The organism is Sphingomonas psychrotolerans (assembly GCF_002796605.1).
Lineage (GTDB): Bacteria > Pseudomonadota > Alphaproteobacteria > Sphingomonadales > Sphingomonadaceae > Sphingomonas > Sphingomonas psychrotolerans.
Window position 1 is genome coordinate 3,828,650 of record NZ_CP024923.1, and the last position, 16,321, is coordinate 3,844,970.

The following is a 16,321-nucleotide window of genomic DNA, read 5'->3' on the forward strand; positions in this document are numbered from 1 at the left end:
GTCAGCCCCAGCGGTTGATTTCGGGGCCGGGCGCCCAGACCGCTTCGGGCGCCTCGCTCGTCGCCAGCGAGAGCGCGCGTGCGACCGAGGGGCGTGCCGCGACACGCGCCAGCCAGGCCGCGATACGGGGCTTTCCGGCGAAAGCATCGGGCGCGATTCCCGGCATTCCCGCGAGCCAGGCATAGGTCTCTAGGTCAACGATGCCGAACGGTCCCATCAGCCAGTCGCGTCCGTCAGCAAGCTGCGCCTCGACCTTGTCGGTGGCTTGCGCGATCTTGACGCGGCTATCGGCGAGCCTGTCCGCATCGAAGCGACCCGCTTGCGCATCGCGCCAGCGCTCGGCGAGGTCGACGCTCGCGATGCCATCGGGCACCAGCGGTGGCGGCATCTGCTCGAGCCCGAGATAGGATGCAGCGGGCGCCACGCGTTCGATCACATAGCGGCACCACGCCATCGTCTGCCAGCGTTCATAGGGGTCGGCGGGGCGCAGCGCCGGGCCGCTGCCGACATCGTCGAGATAGCAGGCGACGAAGACGCTGTCGGTCATCGCAATGCCGTCCACTATGAGAATGGGGCCTTCGCCTTCGATCGACTGGTCCACCTCGAACGCGTGCGGCGCGCGTTCCGAATGCCGTTCGCCCGCGGCGAGATCGATCCGTGCGAGCGTGACGTCTACGCTTTTCTCGAACGCAGCGGCGAGGACCGTCAACGACGGCCCGTTCGGTTCGCCATGGTACAGGATGGGGATCATGCCGGTTTGCCCTCCAGAATCGCCACGCGCTTCGCCATGGGAGTTCGTCCCATTGCCCAGCACGCCTTGGTCGCGGGGCGCGCGTAGATTGCGCGGAGCCAGCGCATGATGTTGGGCGTCAGCGTGTCGTTGGACAGCGTCGGCTGCGACAACGGCAGCGCATAAGCGAGGTTGAAGCCATTGATGTCGGCAAGGCTGTAGCTGTCCGACGCGAGCCATTCCCGCTTCGCCAATGCTTGCTCGAGGAAGACGATGCCAAGCCCGACCCGACGCTGCGATTCGGCCATCTCCTCGGCCGAGAAGGTACCGCCGATCGCCTTGCGCCACGCGACGCGGCGCTCGGGCATCGGGATACGCTCGATCGCCGCCTCCAGCTCGGCCGGATCCTTCTGGCGCACCGACGGGCCGATAAAGATGCTCCAGCCGATCATCGAGAAACTCGGCCCGAGCCACTGGTCCATGAACTTCATCCACCAGCGCACCCGCCACTGGTCGACCGGATCGCCGGGCATCAGTCGGGGGCCGTCGAACGCCTCGTCGACATATTCCATGATCGCGGTCGATTCGGTCAGCACCCGGTCGCCATGAGTCATCGCCGGGATCGTGCCGAGCGGGTTGACCGCCAGGTAGGCGGGCTTGTGCTGGTCGAAATTGAGCAGATCGAGATAGTGACTGTCGAACGCGACGCCCTTCTCCATCAGCGCCAGCATCGGTTTGCCCGAATTGGCATTCGGCTCCCAGTGGTAGAGCGCGACATCGGTCATGCGAGGACAGCCTCCTTCGATAGGGGGAGGGGGCCGGGATGGCGGCGGCGACCGTCGTCATCCCGGCCGACCCGTCAGAACTTCTTCTTGACCGAGACGGCCCATTCCATCGGATTCCCCGGCCGACCCTTGCGGAACCCGGCGCCGGCGGCGCGAAGATCGAATATCGTCAGCAGATAGTATTTGTCGAAGACGTTCGTCATTTCGAGCGATACGTCGAGGTCCTTACTGGCGTTCTGCCAGGTCAGGCGCGCATTGGTCAGCGTGTAGGCCGGAATGAAATTCCGGATACGCGTGCCGGCGATCACGGTGGGGCCGGTATATTGCTTGTCCTGGTAGTTGACGTCGACACGCGGCGTCAGGCTGCCGGCGTCGCCGAGATCGATCTTGTACTGCACGCCGATATTGGCCTTCCATGGCGGCACCGTCGGGGGATCGTTGGGGTCGACGCCGCCTGGATTGGTCGGATAAGCGGCCGCCGGGTTGAGGCTGTCCGCGTGGTAGGCGAAGTCGAGGTAGCTGAGCGATGCGTCGATCGCGAGACCCGGGATCGGGAAGGCGGTCAGCTCGGCCTCGAAACCCTTCACCCGCCCGTCGCCGGCATTGAGGCGCGCGGCGCAAGGTGCGCCCGGGCAAGTGCTGACCGGGATCTGGATATCCTTGTAGTTGTTGAGGAACGCCGACATGTTGAGGCGCACCTTGCGGCTGAAGAAGTCGCTCTTGAACCCGATTTCATAGGCGGTCAGCTGTTCGGGTGCGAAGGAGATGACCTGCGCGGCATTGAACGGCCGCGGGTTGCTGCCGCCGCCTTTGAAGCCGGTCGACAGCGTGGCGTAGACGAGCAGCGCATCGGAAAGACGATAGTCCGCCGCGAGCCGATAGTCCCAGCGTCGCGCGTCATAATGCGCGGTCAGCCCGGAGAGGGCGGTGACGATTTCGGTGATGTTGCCGTTGCGGTTCGAGTCTCGGGTATCGGGCCCCGAATAGGCGAGGCCGTAGGCGGCCCCGATCGGATCGAGGAAGCGGTTGACCGTGCCATCGAGATTCAGGCGAAAATAGGTCTGGTCCTTCGATTCATCGGTGTAGCGTAAGCCGCCGCTGAGCGTCAGATTTTCGACCGGTTCCCACGAGGCGTGCGCGAACACGGCCTTGGCCTTTGCGGACGTCGGATCGGGCTGGCGGAACTGCAGCGGATAGACCGGCACGTACCGGATGTCCTGGAGCGAATCATAGGTGGATTCCTGTTCGAAATAATAGCCGCCGAGGGTGAAGTTGATCGCCTCACCGAGCTTGGCGTTCAGGCGCAGTTCCTGGCTGAAGCTCCAGTTCACAAGGCTGTTGGACCCGAAGCCGATGCTGGCGGGGGACAGATCGTCGTCGCTGTCGAACTGCGTCTCGAACGCACGATAGCCCGTGATCGACGATACCGAGAACATGTCGCTCAGGGTATAGTTGATCTGCCCCGACACGCCCCAACCATCGTAGATGCTGCGATCGGTGCCCGAGGTCGCCGCGAGCCGCGTACCCGCCGCGCCGAACGGATCGGCCGGGATCGGCGGCACCCATGTCCCGGCTGGCTGGCCAGTGGTGATGTAGTTACAATAGGAGCCGCAGACGAAGCGGTTGTCATAGGGGGTCCCGGGCGCCGCATTGGTGTTCGGCGAGTTGATCGTCGAGGTCGCCAGCAGCACTTCGCCCGCGATCGTGTGTTCGTCATGGGTATAGTCGCCGATGAGGGTAACTTCGAGCGCGTCGCTCGGCTCCCACTGCAGGATACCGCGGACCGCCTGATACCCCACGCCGCCGAGCTTGCTGATCCGGCAATCGCCGGGCGCACGCGTCGTCGCGATCCCGCTCGTCGGGACGGCGCAACCGTAATCGATCCGGTCGACGAACCCTTCCTGTTGCTTGAACACGCCCGAGAGACGCCCGAACAACTTGTCGGTAAGCTTGAAATCGGCCGCGGCGCGCAGGCCGATCCGGTTGCGGCTCCCATAAGAGCCCTCGACGAAGCCGCCATCTTTGCCGGTCGGCTTGCGCGAGTAGAGTTTGATCGCGCCGCCTTCGGAGTTGCGGCCGGCAAGGGTGCCCTGCGGACCTCGCAGGATTTCCACGCGATCGACGTCGAGCAGATCGAAGACCGCGCCAGTCAGCTGCGGATAATAGACGTCGTCGATATATATGCCGACGCCCGGCTCATAGGCTGGATTGAAGTCATTCTGCCCGACGCCGCGGATCGATGCGCTGATCGACGGGCCGAACGAGGCGCCCTGCGGTTTCAGCGACACGTTCGGCGCAGCGTCGGCGACCTGCGCCAGGTTGGTCTGGCTGCGCGATTCGAGCTGCGCGGCGTTGACTGCGGTGATCGAGATCGGGATGTCCTGCAATCGCTGCTCGCGGAACTGCGCGGTGACGACGATCTCCGCCGACATATCGGCGTCGTCTTGCGCGGGTGCGGTATCATCAACGGGCGGTGGCGGTGTGGATTTTGCGCCCGGCGCGGACGGCGTCTCGGCCTGAGCGAGCACAATAGCGGCCTGCGGGTCTGCGTCCTGCGCCATCGCCGGGCTCGCGACGAGCATCGCAGACGCCGACACGGAGGCGAGAAGGATTCGCTGAAAGGGCGAACGAGCGGTGCTCTGCATCTTAGATCCTCTCCTGAATCTGGCTGCGCCCGCTCTTGATCGAAACGTGGCCGCCATGACGCTCTAGGTTGGCGTCGATTGTGAGTAAGGCATACAATTTCGCGGCTGGCAAGATGCCCGGACGCTAAGTCTTCGGCCGTTGCAGGAATGCGACGCTATCCGCGTGCCATGATGCTTGCATCGCACGAGCGGGCGAGGCACCAAGTGTATGTTAAGCATACGGTCGCGGCTTAGTCCAGCGACCGAGTCGGAGAGGAATACGCGATGCAGGCGACGATCAATTATGTTGCGCGCAGCGCCGCGCGGATGGCCTATTTTGCCAACGACTCGAGCCGCGACACCGTCGTGCTCGATCCCCACGTGATGACGATTACCGATTCGCGCGATTCGGGCGCGGAACTCGACCGCGACGGTTTCGAGCTTGTCGCACATCGTAGCCAGGTCATCGATTTCGCCGACGCCGGCGAAGTGGCGCGAGTCCATCCCGGCGAGATCGTGGCGCTGCTCGAAAGCGTCACCAGTGCCGATGCGATCGTCGTCTCGGGGCCCGGCGTGCTGCGTTTCGCGGAGCGATCGGCGCTCTCTGGCGCGCTGGACAATTCGCGTCCCGCGCGGTTCGCGCATGTCGACGTGTCGGATCTGACTGCGGCCCAGTTCGCGGCGCGGTCGCAACCGGAAGGCGGGCGGAAGCCCCGCCGCGTCGCGCACTACAATGTCTGGCGGGCGCTCTCCGCGCCGCCGCAAGACGTACCGCTTGCACTGTGCGACGCGCGCAGCGTCACTGCGGACGAACTGATCCCGGCCGATGCGATGTTTGATCGCGACGGGGTGGATGCCTGGTCTTTCGAGGGACTGGTGGTCGCCCATTCCGCCACGCATCGCTGGCACTGGTTCCGCGACCTCACCCGTGACGAGGTGATCATATTCAAGACCAACGACAGCGATCCCGCGATGGCCCATAGCGTGCCACACGTGGCGTTTGACGATCCCGATTGCGCCGCGGATGTCCCGCCCCGTTCGTCGATCGAGATGCGTGCGATCGCTTATTGGTTCTAATGTCTCTCACTACGCCATCATAGTAAGTGTTGCATACGGATTACATTGAGAGAGGTTGACCCATGCCGGAGGTTGATCCAGCAGTGCTCCACGCAGTCGCCAAGGGTCGGCCGACGGGCTCGTCCTCGATCATTCAGGGGAAGATCATGACACGCGATCCGCGCACCATCATCGAAGACGCGCCGATGAGCGCGTTGCAGATCACCGCGGTTGCGGTGGCCTTCGGCTTGAACGCGCTCGACGGGTTCGATGTGCTGTCGATCAGCTTCGCCGCGCCGGGCATCGCGGCGGAATGGGGGATCGATCGCGCCGCGCTGGGCATCGTGCTGTCGATGGAGCTGATCGGCATGGCGGTCGGATCGGTGCTGCTCGGCGGGGTCGCCGACCGGATCGGCCGCCGTGCGACGATCCTCGGCTGCCTCGTCGTGATGTCGATCGGTATGTTGATGGTGACGCAGGCCGATGGAATCGTGTCGCTGTCGATCTGGCGTGTCCTGACAGGGCTAGGCATTGGCGGGATGCTCGCGTCGATCAACGCTGTCACCGCCGAATTCGCCAACCGCCGCCGCCGCAACCTGGCGCTGGCGGTCATGGTGATCGGCTATCCGATCGGTGCGGTCGTCGGCGGCACGATCGCGGCGTTCTTGCTCAAGGGCGGCGATTGGCGAGCGGTGTTCGAATTCGGCGCGATCGTCACCGCCTGCTTCATCCCGATCGTCTGGTTCCTCGTGCCCGAACCGGTGCAGTTCCTCGTCTCGCGGCGCCCCGCGGGTGCGCTTGAAAAGGTGAACCGCACGCTCGCGCGGATGGGACACGGCCCCGTCGACGGGCTTCCGGCGCCGACGCCCGAGGAGGAAGGCGCGTCGGTTGCGGACATATTGAAGCCTGGGCTGCGGCGCATCACGATACTCCTGACGATTGCCTATTTCGCGCACATCGTGAGTTTCTACTTCATCCTCAAATGGGTCCCGAAGATCGTTGTCGATCTCGGCTATCCGCCGGCGCAGGCGGCGAGCGTACTGGTCTGGGCCAATGTCGGCGGGGCGGTCGGCGGAGCGATCTTCGGGCTGCTTGCGCAACGCTTCGCGCTCAAGCCGATGACGGTCGTGGTCCTCGCGCTGTCATCAGTGATGATCGCGCTGTTCGGTGCGGCCGGCGTGCGCTCGCTCGCCGGGCTGGCGGCACTTGCCTGCATCTCCGGGCTGTTCACCAATAGTGCGGTGGTCGGGCTCTACACGATCTTCGCACGCGCCTTTCCCACGCACGTCCGCGCGACCGGCACGGGTTTCGCGATCGGGATCGGGCGGGGTGGGGCGGCACTGTCGCCGATCCTCGCCGGCTTCCTGTTTGCGGCAGGGCTGCCGCTTGCCGGAGTCGCGATCGCGCTGGCGCTGGGGTCGCTGATCGCCGCTGTTGCGCTTTCGGGGGTCAAGCTGCGCTTCGACGGCGCGAAATAGCGTTCAGGCGAGCTCTTCGCCGGGAAAGATCTCGGTGTCGATCTGCGCCTGCATCGCCGCAGAATAGCGTGGGCCGCGGATCCCGCCGTCGGCGAAGATCGCATCGATCTCGGCGAACACGCTCGCGTCGAGCGTCAGATCGAGCGCGCCGAGGTTTTCCTCGAGATGGGCGATGTTGCGGGTGCCCGGAATGGGAACGACATGATTGCCCCGCGCCAGCACCCAGGCGAGCGCGAGCTGCGCCGGCGTCGCCCCGACCTGCAGGGCGAGTGCGTTGTACGCGCCGACCGCGATCAGATTGTGCCGCAGATTCTCACCCGTGAAGCGCGGCATCGCGCGGCGGATATCGTTGTCGCTTTCATAAGCATCGTCGCGCACGGCATCGCACAGCAGCCCGCGTGCAACCGGGGAAAAGGCGACGAAGCCGATCCCCAGTTCGCGGCAGGTATCGAGCACCGCGATCTCCGGGTTGCGGACGACCGGCGAATACTCGCTTTGCACCGCGGCGATCGGATGAACGGCGTGCGCGCGCCGGATCGTTTCCGCCGACATTTCCGATAGCCCGATCGCGCCGATCTTGCCCGCTTCCTTCGCGCGCACGAGCGCGCCGACTGACTCCTCGACGGGCACATTCCGGTCGAGGCGGTGGAGAGAATAGAGATCGATGTAGTCCGTGCCGAGGCGTTGCAGCGCCCCGTCGAGCGTCCGGGCGATGGCTGTGGGCGAACCGTCCAGCCCGCGCTTGCCGTCATGCATGTCGAGCACGCATTTCGACGAGAGGGTGAACTGCGCGCGGCGGTGCATCACTGCTTTTGCCAGCAAGCGCTCGTTATTGCCGCCACCGTATAGCGCAGCGGTGTCGAGGAAGGTCACGCCGAGATCGAGCGCGCGACCGAGCAACGCCGCGCCGTCCTCCTCCGACACCGGATGGCCATATGCGTGGCTGAGATTCATGCAGCCGAGGCCGATGGCGGAGACGGTGAACGGGCCGATCGTGCGGGTGGGGAGACTGGTCACGAGGGAAGCCCTACAAAATGTTCAAGCGTGGCGGCTATTCGTGGATCCGGCGCAGCAACTCGACCAGCAGCGCGGTTTCCGCCGGGGTGAACCGCGCCTTCAACCATCGTTCGTGATCGAGGATACACGCGCGCGCCGCAAGCAACGCGGCGTGACCCGCCTCGGAAATGTGCAGGGTCTGGCGCCGCCGGTCGATGGTGGACGCGCCGCGTTCGACGAAGCCTCGCTTCTGAAGGCGATTGATGATCGCCATTACGGTCGCCCGGTCCATCTGCAGCCGCCTGCCGATATCGGCCTGGGCAATGTCGGGATGGTCGTCGATCAACCACAGCACCGAAACCTGCTTCTGCGTCAGATCGAGCTCGGAGAAGGTCTCGGTGAAATGGCGATACACAGCGCCATGCGCGAGCCGGATGTGGAAGCCGACAATCTCTTCGATGCCGCCGATACCCACCTGTTCGGCGGGGCGAGGCCGCTTCTGCTTAGACAGGTAATTCATAGTAACAGTTTGGGCGGCGGGGACCCGAGCGTCAATGCCTCGGCTTGAAAAATTGTTGGCGTTGCATACAATGCCGTCAAACAACAAAATGAGAGGATTGGCCGTGACGCATTTCCCCGACACGCCGTCGTTTACCGGCTTCAACACGCCGTCACGGATCGAGGCGGACATCGCCGATCTGGATGTGAAGGGGACGATCCCGCCCGAACTCGACGGCGCCTTCTACCGCGTCCAGCCCGATCCGCAGTTCGCGCCGCGCCTGGGCGACGATATTTCGTTCAACGGTGACGGCATGATCACGATGTTCCGGCTGAAGGGCGGCAGAGTCGATTTCAAGCAGCGCTGGGCGAAAACCGACAAATGGAAGCTGGAACACGCGGCGGGGGAGGGGCTGTTCGGCGCCTATCGGAATCCGCTCACCGACGATGACAGGGTCAAGGGGCAAATCCGCGGCACCGCGAACACCAACGCGTTCGTCTATGGCGGCAAGCTTTATGCGCTCAAGGAGGATTCTCCCGCTTTGGTGATGAACCCCGCGACGCTCGAGACCGAGGGCTATACCTGGTTCAACGGCGCGATGACCGGGCAGACCTTCACCGCGCACCCCAAGGTCGATCCGGCAACCGGCGACATGATCGCGTTCGGCTATGCGGCAAAGGGAGTGCTGACCCGGGACATGACCTATTACGTCGTGTCGCCCGAAGGCGAGCTCAAGCAGGAGCTGTGGTTCGAGCTGCCCTATTACGCGATGATGCACGATTTCGCGATCACTCCCGATTACGCGCTGTTCCACGTCGTGCCGTGCACGTCGAACTGGGAGCGGCTGGAGCAGGGACTGCCGCATTTCGGCTTCGATACGACGTTGCCGGTCTATCTGGGCGTCCTGCCGCGGCGCGCGGACGCGACTGCCGACGACATCCGCTGGTTCAAGCGCGACAATTGCTTCGCCAGCCATGTGATGAACGCGTTCCAGGACGGGACCAGGCTCCATTTCGACACGCCCGAGGCGAAGAACAACATGTTCCCGTTCTTTCCCGACATCCACGGCGCGCCGTTCAACGGGCCGGAATCGGCGAGCTTCCTGACGCGCTGGACGGTCGACATGGCGTCGAATTCGGACGCATTCGAAAGCCGCGAGCGGCTGACGACGATGATGGGCGAATTTCCGCGCATCGACGAACGGCGCGCCGGCTTGCCCTATCGCTATGGCTGGATGCTGGTGATCGATCCGACGAAGCCGGTCGAGCTGAGGGGTGGCAGCCCGGCGGGCATGTTGATGAACACGCTCGGGCTGATCGACCATGAAGCGGGTACCGAGCAGAAATGGTGGTGCGGCCCAATATCGTCGTTGCAGGAGCCATGCTTCATCGCGCGCGGCCCCGACGCGCCCGAGGGCGACGGCTGGATCGTCATGGTGTGCAATCGGCTGGAGGAGCATCGCTCCGATCTGCTGCTGTTCGATGCGCTCGACATCGAGAAGGGCCCGATCGCCGAGGTCCGCATCCCGATCCGGCTGCGCTTCGGGCTCCACGGCAACTGGGCCACCGCCGAGGAGATCGGCCTGGCGGCGTGATCTTCGTGCACGAGGCGGGATAGACGCGCCCGGACGGCGTCACGATGTCTGCGCCGGCGCGCGTTATGCGCCGGCGTTCAAGCTGTAGGTGTGGCGGGTGCCGTAGCCCCGGCCCGTTCCCTTATCCCGTCCTCGTCCCGCTGCGCCCGTCTTGCTATCAGCAGCATCAGGATCACGATCGGCACGCCAACCGCGTTGATTCCCAGCATTGACCAGCGCAGGTTTCCGGTGGCGTCGGACAGGAGCCCGACGACATAGGGACCGATGCCGAGGCCGAGGATGGTCATCACCAGCAGATAGACGCTCGACGTGATACCGCGCATCCGCGGCAGCACCTGATCGTAGATGATCGCATAAAGCGGCGGCATCCAGCCGGTCAGCACCAGGCTATAGAACACGAAGCGCAGATAGAAGTCGCCCGCGGTCGGCGCGAGATACACCCAGAAGGACAGGATCGGTGATAGCCCCATCGCGAACAACGCCACATAGGCGCGGCCCGCCCCGGGAAAGCGCTTCTGGAGCGTATCGGAGAGCGGCCCCCAGATCAGCGGACCGACGATCCCCATCACCGCCGCGAGCAGGCCGAACTGCCACGCAGTCTCCGCCATCGACTGGTTGTAGTAACGGATGATGAAGCTGGGGTTGAACGCCATCATCCCGTAATTGAGCACCGATTGCAGCGCGCCGACCGCCATCGCCATCATCAGCGTCGGCGATTTCGTCATGACGCGGAACGCCTGGGGATCGGCGATCCGCATCGACTGCATCAGGTTGACGATCACCAGCAGGCCGAAGCCGATCACGCCCCATTGCAGCGCGTGCGCGCTGAACGTCAGCCCGAGCAGCGTCATCGGCGGTCGCGGCGACAGGCCGTTGGCGATGTGCGTCAGCGTCACCATTGCCGCGACGATCAGTGCCAGCGCGCCGAAATTGAACGCCCATGTCGCGCGCGGCGCGCGGCGCCTGGCGAACACGATCCAGTGCAGGCCGGGCAGGACCGCGGCGAACACCGCGCCGCTCGCGCGGAACGGGTGCGGATCGGGCGCGGTGTCGATCCCGTCCATCGCGCCGCGCACCGGCTCGCGCAGCCTCCACATCAGCAGCGCCAGCACGAAGCCGGGGAGCGAGGCGACGATCAACGCGAACTGCCAGCCGCGCAGCGCAATCGGCGCTTGCCCTGCTTTGGCAAGCCCGTCCCACCACTCTGCGGCCAGACCGCCGAGCGCGAGCGAGCCGCCGATGCCGAGCGCGATCGCCGAGGCGAGCACTGCCATCACGAATCCGCGCCGGTGCTTGGGCCAGTAATCGTAGATCATGCTGGTGCCGGCCGGTTGGCTCGCCGCCTCGCCGATGCCGACGCCGAGCCGCGAGACGGCAAGCACTGCAAAGCTGTTCGCGAGACCGCCCAGCGCGGTCGCCGCCGACCAGAAGGCCAGCGCGATCGAGAGCAGCCGCGTGCGCACCCAGCCGTCGGCCAGTCGTCCGAGCGGTATCGAGAACAAGGCGTAGAACAGCGCGAAGACGGTGCCGAACAACAGGCCCATCTCGGCATCGCCGACATGCAGGTCGGCCTTGATCGCGGGCGCCAGGATCGCGAGGATCTGCCGGTCGAGCAGGCTGACCGCATTGGTCAGCGCGACCAGCGCCAGCGCGTACCGCGCGCCCTTCGGCACGAGCGTCGGCAACGCTCTTGGCGATACGTCCCTCATAGCTTGAACACGCGCTCGGCGTTGGTCTGCATCAGCTTCTTCTTGGCGGCATCGCCGATCGACAGATTATCGTGGGTGCGGACCTCGTCGGCGAAATACTGGTACGGATAGTCCATTGCATACATCACGCGGTCATCCCCCAGCACGTCCATGGTGAACTTGATCGCGGGCTCCCATGCCATCCCGCTCGTCGTGATCATCACGTTCCTGCGCAGATATTCGTGGATCGTCCGGTTGAGCGGTTTCAGGAAATCATGGCGCTGCGCGCGGACCCCCGCCTGGTGCATGAAATCGAGCCGGTAGAGCCAGAAGGGCAACGCCTCTCCCATATGCCCGACGCAGATGGTGAGATCGGGATAGCGATCGAAGATGCCCCTGGTGATGAGCCGCAGCAAATGCATCCCCGCCTCGACGCCGAAGCCGAAGATGGCGCCGTCCAGCCCCGCGTCCAGCATCGGCCCGATCATGCTGTCGGGCGGGGTCGAGGGGTGGATGTAGAGCGGTTGGCCGGTATCGGCGAGCGCGCGGAAAATCGGATCGAACCTGGGATCGTCGAGATACTCGCCCTGCGTATGGCTGGCGATCTGCACGCCCTTGAAGCCCAGATCGCGCGCGCAGCGGCGGATTTCGTCTGCCGACCATATCGGATCTTGCGGCGCGACCGCCGCCATCCCGACATAGCGATCGGGATAGCGCGTGACATGTTCGGCGAGATGGTCGTTGGATCGCCGCGCGATCCCCTTGGCCTCATCGAGATCGAGCAGCGGTTGGACGCCCGGCGCGGTGAGCGCGAGAACCGCGACGTCGATGCCGGTTTCGTCCATGTGGCGAATCCGCTGCTCGCCCAGATCGAGCAGCCGATCGATGATCTGCGTCGCGCGTTCCGACGGGCTGGTCGCGTAGAAGCCCCATAGCGATACCATGCCCTTGTCGGCGGTGCCGCCCTTCACCATGCGCAGATAGACGTCGATCTGCTCGCGGGTGGCAAACGCTTCCTCGGTGGCGATCCGCTTGTAGCCGCGATCGCCGCCGGTATTCAGGTCGTGGCTCATCGTCTCACCCTTCGTGCACTGCCTTGGTGACGAGGCACGCCTCGACGCCTTCGGGTCCGTCTTCGGAGCCATGGCCCGACCATTTGACTCCGCCGAACGGCGCATCCGCGCCGCCGATCATATTGGTGTTGATGCCGATCATCCCGCTTTCGATCGCGCGCGCGATGCGCCGCTGACGCTTCGCGTCGCTGGTCCAGGCATAGGCGGCGAGGCCGTAGGGCAGACGGTTCGCCTCGGCGATCATCGCGTCTTCGTCCGCGAACGGGTTGATCAGCGCGATCGGCCCGAACGGCTCCTCGTTCATGATCTCGGCGTCGAGCGGAATTTCGGAGAGGACGCTGGGTTTGTAGAAGAAGCCGCGATTGCCGATGCGCTCGCCACCGGTGTGGAGCGTGGCGCCCTTGCGCGTAGCGTCGCCGATCAGCCGCTCCATCGCATCGGGGCGGCGCGGATTGGCCATCGGCCCCATCTGCGTCTCCGCATCGAGCCCGTCGCCGACAACGATCTTGCCGGCGCGCTCGACGAAACCATCGCGGAAACGCTCGAACACATCCTCCTGCACAATGAACCGGGTCGGCGACACACAGACCTGGCCAGCGTTGCGATATTTCGCCGGTGCCATCGTAGCCAGCACCTGATCGACATCAACATCGTCGAACACCAGCACCGGGCCGTGCCCGCCGAGTTCCATCGTCGTGCGCTTGCAATCGTCGGCCGCCAATTTGGCGAGATGCTTACCCACCACGGTCGATCCGGTGAAGCTGAGCTTGCGGATGATCGGCGAACCGAGCAGGTGGCGCGAAACCTCGTCAGGCACGCCGAACACCGCCTGCGCGACTTCGCTGGGCAACCCGGCGTCGAGCAGGCATTGGAGCACCCCGAGCGCGGACGCCGGGGCCTCCTCCGCCGCCTTCAGGATCACCGAGCAGCCGGCGGCGATCGGCGCGCCCAGCTTGCGCCCGGGATTGCCGAGCGGGAAGTTCCACGGCGCGAACGCGGCGACCGGCCCGACCGGCTCTTTGGTGACCGTCGAGCGCAGCCCGGCCGGGCGGACTAGCGTGCGGCCGTAGAGGCGAAAGACCTCGCCGGCGTAGAAATTGAACAGGCCGACATTCATCAGCACTTCGATCCGCGCCTCGGCGAGCGGCTTGCCCTGCTCCATCGTCGCGATGCGCGCGAGATCCTCCTGGCGCTCCAGCATCAGCCGGGCCGCACCCTGCAGCACCGCGGCGCGTTCGTGCGGGGTCGAATCCCGCCAGCGCCGGAAACCGCGCTGCGCGGTCTCCAGCGCGCGGTCGAGATCGGCCGCATCGGCGAGCGGCAGTTCGGCCAGCGTCGCGCCCGTCGCGGGATTGACGACGAGGTGCGTGCGCCGCCCGCCGCCCGAAACGCGCTCACCGTCGATGATCATCGCAAGATCGGGATATGCCATCGGCGATCAGGCTCCGGCTTCCGCCGCGGCCTTTGTCTGTTTCGCCACCGCGCGGTCGGCGTCACCTTGCCAGCGCTCCGCGACGATTTCCTTGCCGGTCACCGGATGCTTCATGTGGAAGGGCACCAGCTTGTGGGTAGGCCACAACCAGTGATCCTCGATCAGCGCATCGGGGCCGGTCGGGTCGGTGGGATAGGTCACCTTGGGGAAGGGGACATATTCGTGCGGAGTGTTGGCCCAGCCGGTTTCGAAATCGGCGTGCCATTGCGGCATGTAGTTAAGGATCTGGATGCGCCAGATACCGTCCACCTTGGTGTAGGTGTTCTCATATATGCCGCCTTCCCACCACTGACGCGCCTGGAGGTGCGGCTCGCTGCCGACATAATCCTTGTGGCGCCCCGCCTGCATCATCGATCGCGCGCGACCGAGCGCGGTCACGCCGTCGGGCTGGATGTCGATGATGTCCTGCATCTGCGGATGCTCGAGCAGGAAGCCGTCGATCGGGCCGTTGTTGCCGTAGGTGAAGCGTTTCTGGAACCGCTCGACATAGAGCCGGCGGATGCCTTCCTTACCCCGCCAGACGCCGCCGAAGAAACGCACTTCGCCGTCGTCGGTGAACAGGTCGACGGTCTCGTTATAGAGGCATTTGTCGATCAGATAGCCGTAGAGATACTGCAGCTTGCGCACGTCCAGCTCGTCCTCACGCACCGTGATCCGTTGCGCCAGGTCCGCGACCTGCTGTTCGAGCGTGGCGATGCGATCTGTATCCGACATCCTCGTCCTCCTTTTTGTATGTATTGCGTACAATCTGCGCTGGCCTTGGGCACGAGTCAACGCCCCGCCGCCTCGAGCCGTTCGACCTCCTCGCGATAGGGCCTGATTGCACGGAAGATGAAGAAGGTGGCCAGCGGCAGCAGCGTCGAGGCGGTCAGCACCAGCGTCTTCCACAGATCGGCCTCGGCCCCGATCACGAGGTCCTGAACGAGCCCGATGATGAAGCTGCCCATCGCGCCGAAGAACGTGAACATGAACAGGTAGATCGCCGTCACCTGCCCGCGCATCGCGTTGGGCGCGACCCGCTGGATCGCCGCGTTCTGCGGCACCGCGCCGGCGATGCCGAACATCGAGCCGATCGACATCATCAATAGCGCGAGATGGCCGTTGGGCATCAGCGGGGCGGCGATTGCGCAGATCGTGGTGCAGCCGAAGAAGATCGCGGCGGCGCGCACATTGGCATCCTTGTGGCGCTTGCCCAGCCATTCGACGAAAATGCTGCCCAGCAGGAGGCCGAGCAACGAGGCGACCAGCAGCATGCTGCCCATGATCGCGCCGATCTGCGCTTCGTCCCAGCCGTAGGTGCGAATCATGAAGGGCACGCGCCAGAACTGGAGCCCGAACGTTTCGATCGCGCTCAGCGCCAGCCCGGCGAACATCGGGTAGTACACTTTGCGATTGGCGTGGATCGCGCGCGCGGCGTCCAACCCGGTAAAAGTCAAGATGCGGCGGCCGAATGCCGCATCGGCCGGGGCCTGGACGGCATCGGCCGCGGGAGCGAGCCGGGCTGGCTCCTTGATGGTGAGGAACAGCAGCGCGATCAGCAGTCCCGGCAATCCGATCCAGACCATGATCCACTGCCAACCGAGGATCCGCAGGCCCGCGATCTCGGTGGGCGCCCAGTGGCCGGTCATGGCGATCAGCATGCCGCCGACGATCGGGCCCAGCGTGACGCCGCCGATGAAGCCGAACTGGAGCAGCGCGAATACGCGGGGGATCTTGTGCGGCGGAAAGGCATCGGCGAGCAGCGAATAGGATGCGGGCGCGTGCGCCGATCCGCCGGCCGCGAGGAACACGCGGGAGACGACGAACTGGACGAAGGTCTGCGCGATCCCGCCCAGCGCGGTGATCACCCCGATCACCGCGACACCGCCCGACAGCACATATTTCCGCGGATAGATATCGGCCAGCCGCGCCAGCGGAATGCCCACGAACAAATAGCAGATGATACTCGCCGGCCCCGCCAGGAACCCGAGCTGCGCATCGGTCAGCCCGAAATCGACCTTGATCCGTTGCGCCAGCATACCGAACACGACCTGGTCGAAAAAGGTCATGAAGGTGGCCAGCACGATGACGAACAGCGCCCAATAGGCGGCGGTCGGCGTCGGCCACTCGCGCGCCGGATGGGGCTTCGCCTCAGGGTTCGCGATTTCTTCGCCTGCCGTCATCTCGACGGATGCCGCCGCGGGGCCGATCGCCATCTTCATCCTCCCTCGAATTTCGGGCTGCTCGGGCGGCCTCGTTTTCGCTTGGCAAACTGTACGTGTTGGATACAAAAGGCGAGAGAAAAATGCGGCGCTGAAAACATCGCC

At 65.0% G+C, this 16,321-nt stretch carries 13 protein-coding genes; 3 read left to right on the forward strand and 10 right to left on the reverse strand.

Annotated features, from left to right (window positions below; translation table 11 throughout):
• Position 1: 1 nt before the first annotated feature.
• The 3 genes from CVN68_RS17430 to CVN68_RS17440 all read right to left on the reverse strand — a co-directional run bounded on the left by CVN68_RS17430 (position 2) and on the right by CVN68_RS17440 (position 4,160).
• Positions 2-751: a glutathione S-transferase family protein gene (locus CVN68_RS17430; RefSeq protein WP_100283325.1), complete on the reverse strand. Its 750-nt coding sequence runs from the start codon at positions 749-751 to the stop codon at positions 2-4.
• Positions 748-1,515: a glutathione S-transferase family protein gene (locus tag CVN68_RS17435; protein WP_100283326.1), complete on the reverse strand. Its 768-nt coding sequence runs from the start codon at positions 1,513-1,515 to the stop codon at positions 748-750. The genes CVN68_RS17430 and CVN68_RS17435 overlap by 4 nt, the downstream gene beginning before the upstream one ends.
• A gap of 74 nt (positions 1,516-1,589) precedes the next feature.
• Entirely contained in the window at positions 1,590-4,160 is a 2,571-nt protein-coding gene (locus CVN68_RS17440; protein ID WP_100283327.1) for a TonB-dependent receptor, read from the reverse strand.
• Between the two features lie 264 nt (positions 4,161-4,424).
• On the opposite strand from CVN68_RS17440, the gene CVN68_RS17445 reads away from it, so the two are divergent.
• Entirely contained in the window at positions 4,425-5,216 is a 792-nt protein-coding gene (locus tag CVN68_RS17445; protein WP_100283328.1) for a CmcJ/NvfI family oxidoreductase, read from the forward strand.
• A gap of 146 nt (positions 5,217-5,362) precedes the next feature.
• On the forward strand, positions 5,363-6,673 hold the full coding sequence (locus CVN68_RS17450) for an MFS transporter (RefSeq protein WP_100284492.1): 1,311 nt from the start codon (positions 5,363-5,365) through the stop codon (positions 6,671-6,673).
• A 3-nt stretch (positions 6,674-6,676) separates the two neighbouring features.
• Here CVN68_RS17450 and CVN68_RS17455 read toward each other — a convergent pair whose 3' ends face one another.
• Both CVN68_RS17455 and CVN68_RS17460 read right to left on the reverse strand, forming a co-directional pair.
• Positions 6,677-7,690, reverse strand: a complete 1,014-nt coding sequence (locus CVN68_RS17455) for an aldo/keto reductase (protein ID WP_233503408.1) — start codon at positions 7,688-7,690, stop codon at positions 6,677-6,679.
• Positions 7,691-7,724: 34 nt separating this feature from the next.
• Positions 7,725-8,273 carry a MarR family winged helix-turn-helix transcriptional regulator gene (locus CVN68_RS17460; RefSeq protein ID WP_233503409.1) on the reverse strand — a complete coding sequence of 183 codons (549 nt, stop codon included), beginning with the start codon at positions 8,271-8,273 and terminating at the stop codon, positions 7,725-7,727.
• Positions 8,274-8,292: 19 nt separating this feature from the next.
• Between CVN68_RS17460 and CVN68_RS17465 the strand changes: the two genes are divergently transcribed.
• On the forward strand, positions 8,293-9,762 hold the full coding sequence (locus tag CVN68_RS17465; RefSeq protein ID WP_100284494.1) for a carotenoid oxygenase family protein: 1,470 nt from the start codon (positions 8,293-8,295) through the stop codon (positions 9,760-9,762).
• A gap of 77 nt (positions 9,763-9,839) precedes the next feature.
• On the opposite strand, the gene CVN68_RS17470 is transcribed toward CVN68_RS17465, so the two are convergent.
• From CVN68_RS17470 to CVN68_RS17490, 5 genes are read right to left on the reverse strand one after another with little or no spacing between them, the layout of a single operon-like run.
• A complete protein-coding gene (locus CVN68_RS17470) occupies positions 9,840-11,447 on the reverse strand; it encodes an MFS transporter (protein ID WP_233503410.1) in 1,608 nt (535 codons plus the stop codon).
• Positions 11,448-11,467: 20 nt separating this feature from the next.
• Positions 11,468-12,523, reverse strand: coding sequence for an amidohydrolase family protein (locus tag CVN68_RS17475; RefSeq protein WP_100283331.1), 1,056 nt, complete (start codon positions 12,521-12,523; stop codon positions 11,468-11,470).
• 4 nt (positions 12,524-12,527) lie between these two features.
• Positions 12,528-13,955: an NAD-dependent succinate-semialdehyde dehydrogenase gene (locus CVN68_RS17480; RefSeq protein WP_100283332.1), complete on the reverse strand. Its 1,428-nt coding sequence runs from the start codon at positions 13,953-13,955 to the stop codon at positions 12,528-12,530.
• 6 nt (positions 13,956-13,961) lie between these two features.
• A complete protein-coding gene (locus CVN68_RS17485; protein WP_100283333.1) occupies positions 13,962-14,729 on the reverse strand; it encodes a nuclear transport factor 2 family protein in 768 nt (255 codons plus the stop codon).
• 56 nt (positions 14,730-14,785) lie between these two features.
• On the reverse strand, positions 14,786-16,210 hold the full coding sequence (locus tag CVN68_RS17490) for an MFS transporter (RefSeq protein WP_100284495.1): 1,425 nt from the start codon (positions 16,208-16,210) through the stop codon (positions 14,786-14,788).
• Between the last annotated feature and the right edge of the window lie 111 nt (positions 16,211-16,321).

Bases quoted from the DNA above. Each gene is read 5' to 3' on its own strand.
- CVN68_RS17430 (WP_100283325.1), bottom strand. From the start codon at position 751: ATGATCCCCATCCTGTACCATGGCGAACCGAACGGGCCGTCGTTGACG.
- CVN68_RS17435 (WP_100283326.1), bottom strand. From the start codon at position 1,515: ATGACCGATGTCGCGCTCTACCACTGGGAGCCGAATGCCAATTCGGGC.
- CVN68_RS17440 (WP_100283327.1), bottom strand. From the start codon at position 4,160: ATGCAGAGCACCGCTCGTTCGCCCTTTCAGCGAATCCTTCTCGCCTCC.
- CVN68_RS17445 (WP_100283328.1), top strand. From the start codon at position 4,425: ATGCAGGCGACGATCAATTATGTTGCGCGCAGCGCCGCGCGGATGGCC.
- CVN68_RS17450 (WP_100284492.1), top strand. From the start codon at position 5,363: ATGACACGCGATCCGCGCACCATCATCGAAGACGCGCCGATGAGCGCG.
- CVN68_RS17475 (WP_100283331.1), bottom strand. From the start codon at position 12,523: ATGAGCCACGACCTGAATACCGGCGGCGATCGCGGCTACAAGCGGATC.
- CVN68_RS17480 (WP_100283332.1), bottom strand. From the start codon at position 13,955: ATGGCATATCCCGATCTTGCGATGATCATCGACGGTGAGCGCGTTTCG.
- CVN68_RS17485 (WP_100283333.1), bottom strand. From the start codon at position 14,729: ATGTCGGATACAGATCGCATCGCCACGCTCGAACAGCAGGTCGCGGAC.
- CVN68_RS17490 (WP_100284495.1), bottom strand. From the start codon at position 16,210: ATGGCGATCGGCCCCGCGGCGGCATCCGTCGAGATGACGGCAGGCGAA.